The organism is Alkalibacterium sp. m-11, from assembly GCF_054658155.1.
In genome coordinates this window covers 1-17,228 of the sequence record NZ_BAAGIR010000016.1, presented here as the reverse complement: position 1 = coordinate 17,228, position 17,228 = coordinate 1, and the positions used below count along the sequence as shown (strand labels likewise).

Genomic DNA, 17,228 nt, shown 5'->3' with positions numbered 1-17,228 from the left:
AGTTCTATCCCATTTATCTCTTATATAAAAGAGATGTAATATATTAGGAGGGAATGTACAAAATGAGTTATAAAAAACTATTAGGTTTGCTGGCTGTATCTACACTTGCACTAGCTGCGTGTGATACAGATGGAGATCCAAGTCCGACACCAGACATCGATGAAGAAGTAGAAGACGATGCTGAGGTTGAAGATCTAGAAGAAACACCAGAAGACGACACTGATGAAGATGGCGGCAACGGTCAAAGCCCACATGATATCATTGATGGTATCGGAAGCGACCTTGGCTTCACAGCGCCTATCGAGCTGGAAATCTTTGGTGGAACTTGGTCTCAGGAAGGATATGTATTCACACCTGAAGACGGAGAAGCTACAGTTAACGGTTCAGCTGTGGGAGAAGGAGACGTCTATGCCTACGTTCTTCAGGACGGCGAAGTCGTAGAAACACCTGCAGTTGAAGATGGAGCATTCAGCTTTACAGTTGAAGCTACAGATTCTGATCAGGAATTCCAAGTCGGTGTATCAGAAGAAGAATTGTATGAAGTAGGAGATGAAGGCGACGTCGAAGAACTTGTTCGATGGGAAAATATCATCATCTTAGCTCCTGGAGAATAATTTTAAACAATTCAAACCAGAGGTTTCTCTTGAGCGAGGGAAGCCTCTGGTTTTTTGTAGGAATCTTCATATAATCTTAATACTCCTATAGTATAATTGATGAAATAACAGCAAATTAAAGGAATGACTAATATGCAATGGCTTCAGAAAATTCTGTTTTACATGACTGGTCGCTATGGCTTCGATGAATTTTCAAAAATACTGATGGCTGCCGGCCTGGTTTTCGGTATGCTGGCTAACTTTATCGGAGGGGTCTGGGTATCGGCTGTGGGGGTTGCCCTGCTGGCGTATGGTTTTCTCCGGATTCTCTCCAGAGATAAGGCGAATCGTTATAGAGAACTTCAGAAATATTTATCTGTCAAGCAGACCGTTCAACTGAGAACAAGGAAACTAAGAAACAGGTGGGCTCAGCGAAAAGCGTATAAAGTCGTTAAATGTCCTAACTGCAGACAGCAGATCCGTCTCCCGAGAGGAAGGAAGAAACTGCGGGTGACTTGCCCTAAATGTCAGGAGACATTCATTAAAAAAACTTGATTGATCACCAGAGGGAAAAGTGACTTCAAAACATGGTACAATAGAATAAATAAAAAACTGAACGACAGTATCGTTCAGCTTTTTTTGCATGTACAAAACGTTAAGGAGTTTCTATAATATGAAATTAATAATAGGGTTAGGCAATCCGGGAGCTAAATACGCTCAGACTAAACATAACATTGGATTTATTACATTAGATGAAATAGCTTTTCAAAGAGGCTGGACATTCAACCAGTCCAACTTTGAATCAGTTTATGCAGAAGGGATGGTCGGAACTGAAAAGGTCATCCTGATCAAGCCTCAGACTTATATGAACGAATCGGGACGTTCAGTGAGACAGTGGCTGGACTACTATGACTGTAGTGAGGAAGACATAGTTGTCGTCTATGATGATATGGACCTGCCGATCGGTAAAGTCCGGTTGAGACAGAAGGGTGGCGCCGGTGGACATAATGGCATCAAGAGTATGATCGATCATCTCGGGACGAAACAGTTCAATCGTCTCCGAATTGGTGTCGGACGCCCATACGAGAATCAGTCAGTCGTCTCTCATGTCCTGAGTCCCTTTCACAAATCGACGCATGAAGAGGTGCTTCTTTCAGTGAAGAAAGCAGCCGATGCCGCTTTATACTGGGTCGAGGGTCATTCGTTTACTGACACGATGACACAATTCAACTAAATGAATATTAGAGAAAAGGAGAAAATAGCGTGGCAGACTTACACACATTAATTAGTGAGAAACCATCCGTTAAAGAACTGTTTTCTCAAATGGGAAAAAAGAGGAAGCACCTCATAACTGGAATGGCAGGATCGGCGCGGACATTAGTGCTCAAATCATTATTTGAAGAAGAATCCAGACAGATCGTCGTGGTCACTCAAAATGTCTATCATGCCAATCAGCTCATAACCGATTTAACTGGTCTCATTCCTGATGACCAGCTCTTTCTGTTTGCAGTGGACGATATGATCCATGCTGAAATGGCCGTCTCTTCTCCGGAATCCCGGGCAGAGCGCGTCAAGGCTCTAGATTTCATGCTGAAAAATAAACCGGGAGTGGTGGTCACTTCTCTGGCCGGGGCAAGAAAGCTTCTTCCCGATCCGGTCCTCTTTGCTCAGGCAGAGCTTTTATTCTCTATCGGAGATGAAGTAGAGCTTGAGCAGCTCCAGCGGAAACTTGCCGAGATGGGTTACAGGCGGGAGCAGAAAGTATCCGCTCCTGGAGAATTCAGCATTCGAGGCGGCATCATTGATGTGTATCCGCTGACTGAAGAAAAGCCTGTCAGAATTGAGCTGTTTGATGTGGAAATCGATTCACTAAGGTACTTTGATGCGGACACTCAAAGGTCTGAACAGAATATTGAAACCGTAAAAATCATCCCTGCTACAGATACCTTACTCTGTATAGAGGAAAAAGATGCCATCATCACCCGGTTTGAGAAAGCACTGGCCTCGTCACTGAAAAAAACAAAGGACGAAGACCAGCAGACTAATCTGAATGAGACAGTCAGGGATATCATGGATACGATCAAAGACGAAACTTACAGCGAAGAGCTGGTCAGATATGCGGATCTTTTGTATAAGAATAAAGCGACCCTCATCGACTATGCGTCGGATGATGCGATCGTTGTCATGGATGAATACCCACGTATACTTGAAAACGAAGCAAGACTGGAAGGAGAGGAGGGTGAATGGGTTACATCCCAGTTAACTCAGGGGAATATCCTCATCAATCAGTCCTTCTCGAAAAATTTCAGAGACACACTCAAAGGTTCAGAACTGAATCAGCTTTATTTCTCACTGTTCCAGAAAGGAATGAAAGGACTCCGACTGGACAGCATCCATGCCTTTCAGTATCGGACGATGCAGAAATTCTTTGGACAGATGAACCTGGTCAAGACGGAAATGGACCGCTGGGTGAAACAGGATTATACTGTCATTGTCATGACAGAAAGTGAAGACAGGGCGGAAAAAGTACATCAGACTCTTCTCAATTTTGAGATTCCGAGCACCTTATCGGACAGGGATCATTTAAAAGAAGGCATTATCCAGGTCATCAGTGGAAGTGTCATGACGGGATTTGAGCTGCCTCATGAAAAAATTGCGGTACTGACAGAGAAAGAGCTCTTCAATAGACTGCCTAAAAAGAAACCGAGAAGACAGAATCTGTCGAATGCTGAAAGACTGAAAAGCTACTCTGAACTGGACAAAGGCGACTACGTGGTGCATGTCAATCATGGGATCGGTCAGTTCATGGGCATGGAAACCATGGAAATCGGTGGGGTGCATCAGGATTACCTCAGTGTTGTGTACAAGGATTCATCGAAACTGTTCATACCTGTGACACAGCTGAATCTCCTCCAGAAGTATGTGTCTTCAGAAGGGAAAACCCCCAAACTGAATAAACTGGGAGGCACATCCTGGGCGAAGACGAAGAAAAAAGTAGCCTCTCAGGTTGAAGACATAGCAGATGAGCTGGTCGAGCTGTATGCTGAACGAGAGCAGAGAACCGGCTATGCCTTCTCCAGAGACAATGCCTATCAGAGGGAGTTCGATGATGCGTTTCCTTACACAGAAACGGATGACCAGCTTCGCTCGATTCGTGAAGTGAAAAAAGATATGGAAAAAGACAAGCCTATGGATCGCCTGATCGTAGGAGATGTCGGTTACGGAAAAACAGAAGTAGCTATGCGTGCCATTTTCAAAGCAGTTCAGGACGGGAAACAGGTGGCATTTCTGGTGCCGACTACCGTTCTGGCTCAGCAGCATTACAATACTATGCTGGAACGATTTGCTGACTTTCCTGTGGAGATCGGACTGCTGAGCCGTTTCCGTACAGGTAAGCAGCTGAAAGAAACTGTCGACGGACTGAAAAAAGGGCACATAGATGTCGTCGTCGGAACGCATAGGGTTCTGTCTAAAGATATTGTCTTTCAGGATTTGGGTCTGCTTATTGTAGACGAAGAGCAGCGCTTCGGAGTCAAGCACAAGGAAAGACTGAAACAGCTGAAAAGCGAGGTGGATGTACTGACGCTGACGGCCACCCCTATTCCCCGGACTCTTCATATGTCCATGCTGGGTGTGAGAGATCTGTCAGTGATAGAAACTCCGCCGGCCAACCGCTACCCGGTACAGACTTACGTTATGGAGATGAATGGGGCAGTGGTAGCTGAATCGATCAAACGAGAAATGGCTAGAGGCGGTCAGGCATTCTATCTGCACAACCGTGTCAGCACGATCGAGCAGCGGGTAGACGAACTCCAGCAGCTCGTTCCTGAAGCCCGTATTGCGCATGCGCACGGACAGATGACAGAAGTTCAGCTGGAGAACATTCTATACCAGTTCATACAGGGAGAGTATGATCTGCTCGTCACAACGACGATCATCGAAACAGGAGTCGATATCCCTAACGTCAATACGCTTATTGTAGAGGATGCTGACCGTATGGGCTTGTCCCAGCTTTATCAGTTGAGGGGACGGGTCGGTCGGAGCAGTCGAATCGCCTATTCGTATTTCATGCATCAGCCGAACAAGATTTTGACAGAAGTCAGTGAAAAGAGGCTGCAGGCGATCAAGGACTTTACCGAACTCGGATCAGGTTTCAAGATTGCCATGAGAGACCTTGCCATACGTGGGGCTGGTAACCTCTTAGGGCAGCAACAGCACGGATTCATCGACAGTGTCGGATTTGATCTGTATTCACAGATGCTCGAAGAAGCAGTTGCACGAAAACGCGGGGACAAGCGTCACCAGAAAACGGTGGTGGAAATGGATCTGTCGGTCGATGCTTACTTGCCTGGAACGTATGTCCAGGATGAACGTCAGAAAATCGAGCTGTACAAGCGTATCAGACAGTTTTCTTCCAATGAGGACTATGTAGAACTTCAGGATGAACTGATCGACCGCTTTGGGGACTACCCTCAGGAAGTCGCAGATCTGCTCTCAGTAGGTCTGCTCAAGATGTACTGTGAACAGGCGCTAATAGAACTGATTAGGCGTGATGGAAACAATCTGACTGTCGTCTTCTCGAAGGCCGGAACGACGCGTCTTCCACTTCCTGAAGTGTTCAAGGCGCTTAAACCGATCACGTTGAAAACAGATATGCAGGCAGAGGAGAAACTGACTGTCGCATTTAAGCTGACCAGACTGACGTCTGTCAATGAATGGCTGGATGCGCTGGTTCTCTTTTCTAAAAATACAGCTGAGTATCTGATTGAAAAAGAGAAAAGAGAAGAAGAGGAACAGCAGAAACAGTCAGCTGATCCACAGAAATAATCCGGTCAGACAGGAGAAGTATCCGTCCAGAACTGAGACGAATTGTCTGCAATGAACAAAGAATTTTATATGCTGCCTGATGCTGTCGGAGCAGGCAGCATCAAGCAGTTGGCAATACATCATCATAAGGAGGCAGTTATGCACACCATCACTATAGTCGGGCTGGGACCTGGAGAAAAGCGGCAGATGCCGTTGAGTGTATATGAGAGGCTCATGAGCAGTCAGTCGATAATCGTCAGAACATCGGACCATCCTGCCCTGAACGAAATGAAAGAAGAAGGACTCGTCTTTGAATCGATGGACTACCTATACGACCAGTATAGTAAAGATTTTAGTCAGGTTTATCAGTCGATTGTCGAAAAGCTGATAAAAGAAGCACAGAGCAGGGAAGTGCTTTACGCCGTTCCGGGTCATCCTATGGTTGCTGAGAAGACGGTCAAGGATCTGCTGGAACAATATGACAAGGTCGAAATCCTGGACGGAAAAAGTTTTCTCGATGATCTTTTCAAAGCTGTCCGCATCGATCCGGTCGAAGGGTTCCAGCTGGTTGATTCCTTTGAGCTGAATCATGATCTGGTACAGACTGGTCAGCACCTCATTGTCATGCAGGTGTTTAATGCCTTAATGGCAGGAGAGGTCAAATTGACTCTGATGGAAAAATATCCGGATGATCATCAAGTGGCAGTTATCGATGGCGCGGGAACATCTGATGAAAAAGTACAGTGGCTGCCGCTATTTGAAATGGACCGTTTTGACGGCGTGTTCAATTTAAGGTCGCTGTATGTCCCTCCTTTATCAAAGGACGAACAAATCACGTCATTGTCCACTCTGCAGTATTATATAGACAGGGTTACCGGAGAAGATGGGGATGCATGGATCATTGAGCAGACCCCGCTTTCCCTGGTGGAATACATCAGAGAAGAAACAGAAGAACTGATCGAAGCCATCGAACGGGAAGATATAGATAATTGGATGGAGGAACTGGGAGACGTCCTTGTTCAGATACTTTACCAGACCAATGCAGCTGAAAAAGAGGGACTCTTTACATTCGAAGAGGTGCTTGGAAGTGTGAACCGCAAAATGAGACGCCGTCACCCTCATGTCTTTGACGGTGTGAGTGCATCCACGCCGGAAGAAGTCGATGCCATCTGGCAGAAAATCAAACAGGAAGAGAAGAGGTTGAGAGATGAGACTTGATAAATTTCTTAAAGTGTCACGTATAATCAAAAGAAGATCAGTTGCAAAAGAAATTGCGGATAAAGACCGTATACAGATCAATGGAAAGACAGCTAAATCTTCGAGTTCAGTAGCAGTTGAAGATGAACTGACGATACAGTTCGGAAACAAAACACTGAAAGTTAGAGTCGATAATATAAAAGACACAACGAAAAAAGATGAAGCAAAAGATCTATATACTGTGCTGGAAGAGACCTATAAGGAGTCTGACAACAACTGACTGATCAGTTAGACACAATCAGAACCGCTTGATTTAGCGGAACTGATTGTGTCTTTTTCATTACAATTTAATTCTGGACCGGTTTCCTCTCCAGAGAATCTTTATCATTCGACTTATTCTTGGTATACTTTAATCACGATTCCCTGAATTGGAAGAAGGAGGAGCAATCACTATGGGAAATAAAAAACCACGTATTGCCCGTATGAAAAACGACTTTATAGAAACGAAGACCCTGGAAAATATTAGAGCGCATAAAAGACATAAAAAGCTGAAAAGAAGGATGCGTATCATCGTCGCAGCAGGCATGCTTCCGGTTGTTCTGGCTGGAAGTACTCTGGCAAGAAATTATGTTAAACTTCAGGATCTGGAGGAACAGAGAGTGGTAGCACAGCAGGAACTGGAATCTCTGGACCTACAGCAGAAAGAACTGGCTTACTATATCGGTCTCCTGGAAGATGAAGAGTATGTAGCCAAGCTGGCTAGAAGCGAGTATTATCTGACAAAGGATAACGAAATCGTCTTCAGCTTCCCGGATGACCGAAATCCGGATCATCTGGAAGCCACTGATGAAAATCCGGATGCTGACGAAGAAGAAACGGACGAAGAATGACAAAACCCGAACAATCGAGAGTGATTTATCAAGATTCTTCTATATAGACCTTTATTCTTAAAAATTTGCATGGTATAATTGTTTCAAATTATTTAGGAGGAAACATAGAAAATATGTCAATTGAAGTTGGAAGCAAAGTAGAAGGTAAAGTCACGGGTATTGCCAATTTTGGTGCGTTTATTGATTTAGGCAATAACAAGACAGGGTTAGTTCACATCAGTGAAGTGTCAGACAGTTATGTAGAAAACATCAATGAAGAACTGGAAGTTGGCCAGACCGTTACAGTGAAAGTCTTATCTATAGCAGATGACGGTAAAATCGGACTATCTATTCGCAAAGCCCAGGACAAGCCTGCTGAATCAGCTCCAAAACCTAAAGCGCCAAGTCGTGAGCGTTCAAGTTCTTCTTCAAATAAAAGAACCAGCTCAGCTCCGAAAAAACAGGACTTCGACTCTCTAATGAGTTCATTCCTGAAAGACAGTGAAGACCGCTTGACCTCCATTAAACGAAACACTGAAAACAAACGCGGTGGACGTGGCGGAAGAAGAAGTTGACACATTAACATTTAAATCATAAGAGAAAGGGTTTGGGGGGAGTCCCTGAACCCTTTTTAATTGGAATATCCAATGTCTGAAAGGTGGGAGAAGATGGATCTGCTCCAGCAGTTTACTGGACACATTAGAACGCTCGATGCCTGGGAACCTGACGAACCGGTCATCGTCGCAGTATCGGGAGGGGTTGATTCTGTCGTCCTCCTTGACCTGATGGGCAGGCTGCCAGAGGATGTCAAACCGAATATTATAATTGCTCATGTCAATCATCATCTGAGAGGGATCTCTGATGATGAGGAATCGGCAGTCAGAAAACTTGCTGAACGATACACTGTTCCTGTTTACGTCCATCACTGGCGAAAAGAAGACCACCCGGACTCAGGCATCGAGAAAGCGGCAAGAGATATTCGTTATTCCTTTTTCAAAGAAATTGCCCAGCGGATGGGCAGCCGTGCAGTTCTGACTGCCCATCATAAGGATGACCAAGTTGAAACGATCCTCATGAAGCTGGTCAGAGGCAGTGCGCTGGAAGAACTGAAAGGTATATCAGCTAAACGATCAGAGGGGACAGTTACGATAGTCAGGCCACTACTGCCATTTACCAAGAAAAATCTGATATCCTACGCAGAACAAAGACAGCTGCGCTGGGCTGAAGATGAGTCCAATGCATCGGTAAAGTTTACGAGAAATCGATACAGGCAGACAATTCTACCGCTTCTCAGATCTGAAAACCCAGCAGTTGACGATCATCTGATCCGGTTTACAGAAGATCTCGATAGTCTTCTGTCCCTCTCTGCCCCATGTGTCGAAGAGTGGAAAAAAGACATACTATCATTTGATAATGACGCTCTGTACATCATGGTTCCTGCTCTTAAACAGGCGGATGAGGCCTTGCAGAGACGGGTACTGAGCAGTGGAATCAAACAGTGGTCCAGAAAGCAGTCCTACACTCTCGGGCACAAGCACATACAGATGATCATTGACTGGCTGAAAGCGTCTAGTCCTAATACGACACTGGATCTTCCGGGGGGGCTGACTGCAGAGAGAATGTACGATCGCTGCATGATTCGAAAAAAAGAGTCTGACAGCAGGTATGAGATCGAAAGCGAAAATGAAATTGAGAAGAAACTGGCAGTCGGTCAATGGATCGAACTGGGGGACGGCAGCTCGATGGGATTGCTCACCTATGAATCATTCCGGTCCAGGGAATCAAGTCAGAATGAACGACATCTGTATCTTGGAATTCCGTTTCAGAGCACCCCATTGACGATACGTCACAGACACAATGGAGACAGGATGACTGTCAGAGGAATGACTGGAACAAAGAAAGTGAAAGATATTTTTATAGATCAGAAAATACCGAGAGAAGACAGAGAGCGGGCTTGGGTCGTGACAGACAGTACAGGTCGCATTTTATGGGTCGTTGACCTTAAGGAATCTGCATTGTCACTGGACCCTAGAACTGATACAATTAGCTACGTACTCGTATATGAAAGAATGTAATTTTAAAAGTAAAGAGTAGATGAAAAGGAGATCATGACATGAGAAATGAAATTGAAAGCATATTGATATCTGAAGAGGAAATTATGGAGAAAGTTCAGGAACTTGGTGAGCTTCTTGGCAAGGAATATGACGGGAAAAACCCTCTGCTGGTCGGTGTACTTAAAGGTGCTCTGCCATTTATGGCAGATCTAATCAAAAAAATGGATATACACCTGGAAATCGACTTCATGGATGTATCAAGCTACGGAAATGAAACGGTCTCATCTGGAGAAGTCAAGATCCTGAAAGACTTGGATACAAACGTCGAAGGCCGACACGTCCTTTTCGTGGAAGATATTATCGATACTGGAGGTACTCTGGCTTACCTGAAAGATCTTTTCAAATACCGTAAAGCAGCTTCGGTCAAAATCGTCACCCTGCTGGACAAGCCGTCCGGCCGCAAAATCGATATTCACGCCGACTGGGTAGGGTTTACAGTGCCGCACAAATTCGTAGTGGGCTACGGACTGGACTATGCTGAAAATTACCGTAACCTGCCATTCATAGGCGTGCTTAAGCCTGAAATCTACCAGTAGTCAACTGACTTGTGAAAGAAGTATGGATTTTCAATGCTGAAACAACTAGTATATGGAATCATCAAACAAAATTCATAGCCAAAAATGGTCAAGTATGGTAACATGATATGGTATGTTATTTTAAGTAAGTAACCTTAAAATGGATCACAATCAAAATCAGTTGATAGATGGAGGATGACATGAAGAAAGGATTTTTTAAGAGTGGATTCTTCTACGTCATCGTGTTTCTTGCAGTTATAGGTATTGCAAGTTGGGCGACTAGTGGCGGTGGAGATCAGGCTTCAGAAGGGGTTAGTTCAACCCAGTTTATCGAATTTCTGGAAGATGATCGCATAGAAGAATTTCAGGTCCAGCCTACAGCTGGCGTATATGAGATAAGAGGACAGTTTCGAGAAGGGCAGGAAGTAGAAGTTGAACAGGATCAGAATGTCACATTGTTCGGTAGTCTTGATCAGCAGCAGGCTTCCCGATTTACCACTCATATTTTAGTTAACGACAGTGTCGTTGATGAAATGTTCTCATTAGCAAGAGAAAATGATGTTAATATTGTGTCGATCAAAGAGCCGACAACCGGTGTCTGGACCAGTCTTCTGTTTACATTCCTGCCGATGCTTCTGTTCATCGGATTCATCTACTTTATGATGGGTCAGGCTGGACAAGGTGGCGGAGCAGGCGGTGGACGCGGGGTCATGAACTTCGGCAAGTCCAAAGCTAAAGAAACGGATGCCAAGACAAGTAAAGTCCGCTTCTCTGATGTTGCAGGAGCAGACGAAGAAAAAGAAGAACTTGTTGAAATCGTTGAATTCCTTAAGGATCCAAGGCGATTCTCAAATCTGGGTGCCCGAATTCCAGCAGGTGTGCTGCTTGAGGGGCCTCCCGGTACAGGTAAGACCTTGCTTGCGAAAGCAGTAGCGGGTGAAGCCGGCGTGCCTTTCTTCTCGATCTCAGGTTCTGAGTTCGTTGAGATGTTCGTCGGAGTTGGGGCAAGTCGTGTACGTGACTTGTTCGAGAATGCCAAGAAAACTGCACCAGCCATCATCTTCATCGATGAGATTGATGCAGTCGGTCGTCAGCGTGGCGCTGGAATGGGTGGAGGTCATGATGAACGTGAACAGACACTTAACCAGCTGCTTGTTGAAATGGACGGATTTACCGGTAATGAAGGAATCATCGTCATTGCGGCAACCAACAGACAGGACGTTCTGGATCCGGCACTTCTGAGACCTGGACGTTTTGACAGACGCATCATGGTCGGCAGACCGGATGTTAAAGAACGTGAAGCGATCCTAAAAGTTCATGCTAAGAACAAGCCGCTGTCTCCGGATGTCGATTTGAAAATCATCGCAAGACAGACCCCTGGATTTGCAGGAGCTGACCTTGAGAATCTGCTTAACGAAGCCGCGCTGGTCGCTGCAAGACGCGACAGTAAAGAAATTGAAGCGATGGATATTGACGAAGCACATGACCGGGTCATTGCGGGTCCAGCTAAGAAGGACCGAGTCATTTCCGAGACTGAACGAAGCATGGTTGCTTACCACGAAGCCGGACACACCATTGTCGGTTTGGTGTTAAGTGATGCCCGTATTGTTCATAAGGTGACGATCGTCCCTCGTGGACGTGCCGGTGGATATGCCATTATGCTGCCTAAAGAAGACCGCTTCCTGATGACTAAGAAAGAGTTGTTCGAACAGATCGTCGGCCTTCTAGGTGGACGTGTAGCTGAAGAGCTGATCTTTGGTTCTCAGTCAAGTGGGGCATCCAATGACTTCCAGCAGGCGACACAAATTGCCAGAAGCATGGTTACGGAATACGGGATGAGCGATCTGCTCGGTCCGGTTCAATACGAAGGCGGCGGACAAGTATTCCTTGGAAGAGATTATTCTCAATCCAAGGCATATTCTGAACAGTTTGCCTATCAGATCGACCAGGAAGTACTGCGTATCCTTAACGAAGGACATGCAGAAGCTAAACGGATCATTGAAGAACATAAAGCTTCACATGAACTGATCGCTCAGAAACTTCTTGAGTTTGAGACACTTGATGAGAAGCAGATCAAGTCTCTGTTTGAAGAAGGCGAAATGCCAGCTAAAAAAGGAGAGAAGCCGACTGAATTCCCACGCGAAAGCGCAGAAGCTGACCGTGATCCTGAAGAGGAACAAATCGGAACATCCTTCGAAGAAGTAAAAGCAGCAAGAGAAGAGAAAGAACAAGCAAGAGAGAAACAGTTCGAAGAAGCACAGTCAAATGAGTCCGACAGTGAAACAACAGACAAAGAAGAATCTTCTGAAGACGAAACGAAAGAATAACAGCTGAAGGAGAAGAGGAGGCGTATCATTAGCCCTCCTCTTCTTTCCATGTAAAATAAAGAATGAGAAGCAACAAATACTGAAATAAAGGATCGTGAATAGTGTGTCAGATAAATTGATTAAAGCATTAGGATACAATGATCAGGTAAGAGTTTACGTCGTTGATGCGACAGATATGGTCAGAGAAGCACAGACTAAACATGACACCTGGAGTGCCGCAACATGTGCGCTTGGCCGTGCAATGGTTGGAACGACACTTATGGGAGCCACATTAAAAGGTGAAGAAATACTGACTGTTCGAATCGAAGGGGACGGTCCGATCGGATATCTTCTGATCGACAGCAATGGTAAAGGTGAGACAAAGGGATATATCAAGCATCCTCATGTCAGCCTACCTTTAAACGAACATGGGAAGATCGATGTAAGAGGAGCGGTTGGAACGGAAGGCATGCTGACAGTCAGTAAAGATCTGGGAATGAAAGAACCTTTCGTAGGCCAGGTTCCGCTAATAAGTGGAGAACTCGGCGAAGATTTCACTTATTATATGGCAAATTCCGAACAGGTCCCTTCAGCGATTGGTCTTTCTGTACTGGTTAATCCTGATGAATCTGTAAAAGCTGCAGGAGGATTTATGATACAAGTCCTTCCTAATGCAGAAGATGAAACAATTGATAAAATCGAACAGGCTATTGCAGAATTACCTATGGTTTCACAGCTTATGGAAAAGGGAGAAACTCCAGAAGAGATTCTTGACCGACTAGTCGGAGATGGATCAGCACGAATTATTGACGGTTTGCCTGTCAGCTTTACTTGTGATTGTTCAAAGGAACGATTTAAAAATGCAATCATTACACTAGGTAAACAGGAAATAAATGACATGATAGATGAAGACGGCGGAGCGGAAGCAGTATGCCAATTCTGTCGGACACCTTACCATTTCGACCGGAATGAACTGGAAGAACTGATGGAAGAAGCTGACGGGATCAATGGCTGATCTGAATTAAGTCAGGAAATCATCTTTATGCTGGAGTAAAGATATGGTACTATAATTCAGATAACAGGTATTAAGAGAACAGGAAAAGAAAGGTCGGGTTCTTAGAAGAACCCCTTGTTTCTATAAAAAGCGTGTTTCCTGTAAGAATACCTTACTGAAGAAAAGTCAATAGAATGGAGTGACAGGATTGTCTCAAGATACACATAACGAGGAAACACTGACTGATCAGCTGGTGGTACGCCGTCAGAAGATGAATGACCTTAAAGAGAGAGGCGTCGACCCGTTTGGCGGACGTTACGAACGAACACATTTTTCAGACGAACTTCATAAAGCACATGAAGATCAGTCAAAAGAAGAACTGGCAGAAAAAGAAATTACTGTTAAAATAGCGGGTAGACTGATGACTAAACGTGGCAAAGGAAAAGCCGGTTTTGCTCACCTTAAAGATAAAAACGGATCGATTCAGATCTACGTCAGAAAAGACGCTGTAGGCGATGAGCAGTACGAAAGTTTCAAAACTGCTGATTTAGGTGATTTTCTAGGAATTGAAGGAACAGTTATGAAAACCAACACGGGCGAAGTAACGGTCCGCGCAACGGAACTGACTTATCTATCTAAAGCCCTGCGTCCTCTTCCTGATAAATACCACGGCCTGACAAATGTTGAACAGAAATATCGTCAGAGGTACCTGGACCTTATTTCAAATGAAGAAAGCTATGACCGCTTTACTAAACGCAGCCGGATCATTCAGGAAATCAGAACGTATCTGAACTCACTGGATTATCTGGAAGTTGAGACACCTCTGCTGCATAATTTAGCTGGAGGAGCAGCTGCTCGTCCATTTACGACACATCATAATGCACTGGATATGGAACTGTATCTTCGAATAGCTATTGAACTGCATTTGAAACGCCTGATTGTCGGTGGGATGGAAAAGGTTTATGAAATTGGCAGAGTCTTTCGTAATGAGGGAATCGATACGACGCACAATCCCGAATTTACAATGCTTGAGCTGTATACAGCTTTCCATGATGTGGATGATGTAATGGACCTGACAGAAGATCTGATCCGTACGGTTACAGAAAACGTTCTTGGATCTACAGATATTCCATATGGTGATGAAACAATTCATATAGGTAAGAAGTGGGATCGTCGTCACATGGTCGATCTTATCAAAGAAGAAACGGGAATCGATTTCTTTCAGAACTATACAAATGAAGAAGCACGTCAGCTGGCTAAAGAGCATAATGTCGCGATCGACGATTATGCCACTTTTGGTCATGTAGTAAATGAGTTCTTTGAGACGTTTGTCGAACATACGCTGATTCAGCCGACATTTGTGTATGGTCATCCTCTGGAAATATCTCCTCTTGCTAAGAAAAATGAAGAAGATCCGCGTTTCACTGATCGCTTTGAGCTCTTTATAGCTAAACACGAATATGCCAATGCGTTCAGCGAGCTGAATGATCCTATTGATCAGAGAGAACGATTTGAAGCGCAAGCTCTTGAAAAAGCGCAGGGAAATGACGAAGCGCACGATATTGATGAAGATTTCATCGAAGCACTTGAATACGGCATGCCGCCAACAGGTGGTTTAGGTATCGGAATAGACCGTCTGATCATGCTTCTCACTGATTCTCATTCCATACGTGATGTACTGCTCTTCCCTACAATGAAAAATATTGATTAACCGAAAATCTGGAAGCCACCCTATGTGACTTCCAGATTTTTTACATAATTAAAAGAAGTTAGGAATTATAGTGTGAAATTCTCGATAATATCTTCAAACTTCTATACTATAATAGGTAAGAGAATAAAGAATCAGGAGAAAGTGGGAATAAGAATGAAACAAACAAGATGGATCAAATTTCTTGGGGGAAGCAATTTACTGTTTACGTTAGTCACACTAATTTTGATCGGTATTGTGGCGATAATATTTAACCAGGTCGACTATATTTTCACCCCTTTATTTGTTATTGTGTCCAACATCTTAATGCCATTTGTTATTGCCTTATTATTGTATTACTTATTTAATCCATTCGTCGATTTTCTTGAAAAGAAAAAAGTCAAAAGAATATATGGAGTAGTCATATTATTTCTTCTACTTATCGGGGTATTAGTTGTAGGAATAGGTTCACTTTATCCCCTGCTTAGAGATCAGGTTGCCAGCTTTATAGAAAACTTTCCTGACTTTATCCAGTCGATCATTGCTTCAGTTACTGGATGGCTGGAAGATTTGCCATTTGGCAATGAGATAGAGTCGTTTATTCAAGAAGGAGAAGACTTTGTAACTTCGATACCAGACAACTTAAATCAGTATCTATCAGATGGATTCAGTGGGTTATCGGCGGTCATGACTGGTTTGACGAATGTAGTAGTAACAATCGTTACCTTCCCAATTATTCTGTTTTTCCTGCTGAAAGATGAAAAACGTTTCTTTTACGCAGTGCTGAGTATTGTCCCGCCAAAATGGAGAGAAGATCTCATAAGAGTATCTTCGGAAATAAATGATCAGGTTGGTGCCTACGTTAAAGGACAGCTTATTATTGCAACATCGATTGCTGTCATGATGTTCATTGGCTTCTCAATAATAAATTTGGAATTTAGTGGGGTACTAGCAGTAATTGCCGGATTTACATCTATTATTCCTTATATCGGTCCGACGCTGGCCTTTATCCCGGCGCTTGTAATAGCATTGATCGATTCCTGGTGGATGGTTATACAGCTGCTTCTCGTCTGGGCAGTTGTTCAGTTCGTTGACGGAAATCTGATTGAGCCGAACGTTATGGGAAGACAGTTAAATGTTCACCCGCTGACTATTATTATAGTCCTGCTGGTCATGGGCGACCTCCTGGGACTATTCGGCCTGATTTTCGGTGTGCCGATTTATGCCATCCTTAAAGTCATCGTTGTCCATTTCTTTCAGCAGTTCAAGAAACGGTATAATAAATACTATGGGGACCTTGCTGGAGAATACGAAGTCAGAACAATCGAAGCTGCGGTCAGTGGAAAGAGCAAACATGACCCTCAGCTTAAGCGTAATATACAAATAGCTAAACTAAAAAATAAAAAAGAGAACAAGAAAGTTAAAGGAGATACTGAGGCTGGTCAATCAGGAGAAGAGCAGATAGATGATTCAGTAGAAATCGATGATGAATAATAATTAAAAACTGACCTGTCTTACAGACGGGCCAGTTTTTTTATAGAAAAGATGACATTTAACTGTTGACGATGATGCAGAAACCTGTTATTATTAATCTCGTTGCTGCAAAACATAAACATGTAACGGCAATGAAAAAATAAAGTTGATTGTTGACAGTGAGTCGACAATGAGCTATAATAAAATAGCTGTCACACGAATGAAGGTAACGCTTTCAAGAGAGAAGTACTCAGAAACTTTTTCAAAAAAGTGTTGACCGCGAATCGGAGACGTGGTATTATATAAAAGTTGTTGCGAAACATATACAATACAAACTGAAAGAGATAGATCTTTGAAAACTGAACAAAGTAGAAACAACCAAATGTGCAGGGGTCTTCGATTCTTTTGGAGTCGAAGGCAACAAACGAGTTAACATGGTTAACTCACAAGTAATACAATGAGCAAGTCAAACTTAAAATGAGAGTTTGATCCTGGCTCAGGACGAACGCTGGCGGTATGCCTAATACATGCAAGTCGAACGCTGAAACACTCTGCTTGCAGAGTGTGGATGAGTGGCGAACGGGTGAGTAACACGTGGGGAACCTGCCCATAAGAGGGGGATAACATCCGGAAACGGGTGCTAATACCGCATAGGTGATCATAGCGCATGCTTA

At 44.0% G+C, this 17,228-nt stretch carries 14 protein-coding genes and 1 rRNA gene; all 15 read left to right on the top strand.

Annotated features, from left to right (window positions below; translation table 11 throughout):
- The first annotated feature begins 62 nt into the window (after nt 1-62).
- A complete protein-coding gene (locus tag ACYQ2O_RS03405) occupies nt 63-614 on the top strand; it encodes a hypothetical protein (RefSeq protein ID WP_459770215.1) in 552 nt (183 codons plus the stop codon).
- A gap of 132 nt (nt 615-746) precedes the next feature.
- The gene (locus ACYQ2O_RS03400; RefSeq protein ID WP_459770217.1) at nt 747-1,148 is read left to right on the top strand and encodes a hypothetical protein; all 402 of its coding nucleotides are present in this window, start codon (nt 747-749) and stop codon (nt 1,146-1,148) included.
- A 118-nt stretch (nt 1,149-1,266) separates the two neighbouring features.
- A complete protein-coding gene (gene pth / locus ACYQ2O_RS03395; protein WP_346024065.1) occupies nt 1,267-1,827 on the top strand; it encodes an aminoacyl-tRNA hydrolase in 561 nt (186 codons plus the stop codon).
- Nucleotides 1,828-1,916: 89 nt separating this feature from the next.
- The gene (gene mfd / locus ACYQ2O_RS03390) at nt 1,917-5,420 is read left to right on the top strand and encodes a transcription-repair coupling factor (protein WP_459795993.1); all 3,504 of its coding nucleotides are present in this window, start codon (nt 1,917-1,919) and stop codon (nt 5,418-5,420) included.
- A 51-nt stretch (nt 5,421-5,471) separates the two neighbouring features.
- Nucleotides 5,472-6,617: a MazG nucleotide pyrophosphohydrolase domain-containing protein gene (locus ACYQ2O_RS03385; protein ID WP_346024067.1), complete on the top strand. Its 1,146-nt coding sequence runs from the start codon at nt 5,472-5,474 to the stop codon at nt 6,615-6,617.
- Entirely contained in the window at nt 6,607-6,876 is a 270-nt protein-coding gene (locus tag ACYQ2O_RS03380; RefSeq protein ID WP_091265864.1) for an RNA-binding S4 domain-containing protein, read from the top strand. Before ACYQ2O_RS03385 ends, ACYQ2O_RS03380 begins: the two co-directional genes overlap by 11 nt.
- A gap of 172 nt (nt 6,877-7,048) precedes the next feature.
- The gene (locus ACYQ2O_RS03375) at nt 7,049-7,486 is read left to right on the top strand and encodes an FtsB family cell division protein (protein WP_346024068.1); all 438 of its coding nucleotides are present in this window, start codon (nt 7,049-7,051) and stop codon (nt 7,484-7,486) included.
- Between the two features lie 113 nt (nt 7,487-7,599).
- Nucleotides 7,600-8,040, top strand: a complete 441-nt coding sequence (locus ACYQ2O_RS03370) for a S1 domain-containing RNA-binding protein (protein ID WP_091482689.1) — start codon at nt 7,600-7,602, stop codon at nt 8,038-8,040.
- A 72-nt stretch (nt 8,041-8,112) separates the two neighbouring features.
- Nucleotides 8,113-9,540 (top strand): tRNA lysidine(34) synthetase TilS, encoded by a 1,428-nt coding sequence (gene tilS, locus ACYQ2O_RS03365; RefSeq protein ID WP_346024070.1) that lies wholly within the window; start codon nt 8,113-8,115, stop codon nt 9,538-9,540.
- A gap of 38 nt (nt 9,541-9,578) precedes the next feature.
- Nucleotides 9,579-10,115 carry a hypoxanthine phosphoribosyltransferase gene (hpt, locus tag ACYQ2O_RS03360; protein ID WP_459770223.1) on the top strand — a complete coding sequence of 179 codons (537 nt, stop codon included), beginning with the start codon at nt 9,579-9,581 and terminating at the stop codon, nt 10,113-10,115.
- Nucleotides 10,116-10,294: 179 nt separating this feature from the next.
- Nucleotides 10,295-12,421 carry an ATP-dependent zinc metalloprotease FtsH gene (ftsH, locus tag ACYQ2O_RS03355; protein WP_459795988.1) on the top strand — a complete coding sequence of 709 codons (2,127 nt, stop codon included), beginning with the start codon at nt 10,295-10,297 and terminating at the stop codon, nt 12,419-12,421.
- A gap of 103 nt (nt 12,422-12,524) precedes the next feature.
- Entirely contained in the window at nt 12,525-13,415 is an 891-nt protein-coding gene (gene hslO, locus ACYQ2O_RS03350) for an Hsp33 family molecular chaperone HslO (RefSeq protein WP_346024073.1), read from the top strand.
- A 187-nt stretch (nt 13,416-13,602) separates the two neighbouring features.
- Nucleotides 13,603-15,105 (top strand): lysine--tRNA ligase, encoded by a 1,503-nt coding sequence (gene lysS, locus ACYQ2O_RS03345; RefSeq protein WP_346024074.1) that lies wholly within the window; start codon nt 13,603-13,605, stop codon nt 15,103-15,105.
- A 153-nt stretch (nt 15,106-15,258) separates the two neighbouring features.
- A complete protein-coding gene (locus ACYQ2O_RS03340; RefSeq protein WP_346024075.1) occupies nt 15,259-16,575 on the top strand; it encodes an AI-2E family transporter in 1,317 nt (438 codons plus the stop codon).
- A 452-nt stretch (nt 16,576-17,027) separates the two neighbouring features.
- A 16S ribosomal RNA gene (locus ACYQ2O_RS03335) occupies nt 17,028-17,228 on the top strand; the annotation flags it as partial.

Bases quoted from the DNA above. Each gene is read 5' to 3' on its own strand.
- ACYQ2O_RS03405 (WP_459770215.1), top strand. From the start codon at position 63: ATGAGTTATAAAAAACTATTAGGTTTGCTGGCTGTATCTACACTTGCA.
- ACYQ2O_RS03400 (WP_459770217.1), top strand. From the start codon at position 747: ATGCAATGGCTTCAGAAAATTCTGTTTTACATGACTGGTCGCTATGGC.
- pth (WP_346024065.1), top strand. From the start codon at position 1,267: ATGAAATTAATAATAGGGTTAGGCAATCCGGGAGCTAAATACGCTCAG.
- mfd (WP_459795993.1), top strand. From the start codon at position 1,917: ATGGGAAAAAAGAGGAAGCACCTCATAACTGGAATGGCAGGATCGGCG.
- ACYQ2O_RS03385 (WP_346024067.1), top strand. From the start codon at position 5,472: ATGAACAAAGAATTTTATATGCTGCCTGATGCTGTCGGAGCAGGCAGC.
- ACYQ2O_RS03380 (WP_091265864.1), top strand. From the start codon at position 6,607: ATGAGACTTGATAAATTTCTTAAAGTGTCACGTATAATCAAAAGAAGA.
- ACYQ2O_RS03375 (WP_346024068.1), top strand. From the start codon at position 7,049: ATGGGAAATAAAAAACCACGTATTGCCCGTATGAAAAACGACTTTATA.
- ACYQ2O_RS03370 (WP_091482689.1), top strand. From the start codon at position 7,600: ATGTCAATTGAAGTTGGAAGCAAAGTAGAAGGTAAAGTCACGGGTATT.
- tilS (WP_346024070.1), top strand. From the start codon at position 8,113: ATGTCTGAAAGGTGGGAGAAGATGGATCTGCTCCAGCAGTTTACTGGA.
- hpt (WP_459770223.1), top strand. From the start codon at position 9,579: ATGAGAAATGAAATTGAAAGCATATTGATATCTGAAGAGGAAATTATG.
- ftsH (WP_459795988.1), top strand. From the start codon at position 10,295: ATGAAGAAAGGATTTTTTAAGAGTGGATTCTTCTACGTCATCGTGTTT.
- ACYQ2O_RS03340 (WP_346024075.1), top strand. From the start codon at position 15,259: ATGAAACAAACAAGATGGATCAAATTTCTTGGGGGAAGCAATTTACTG.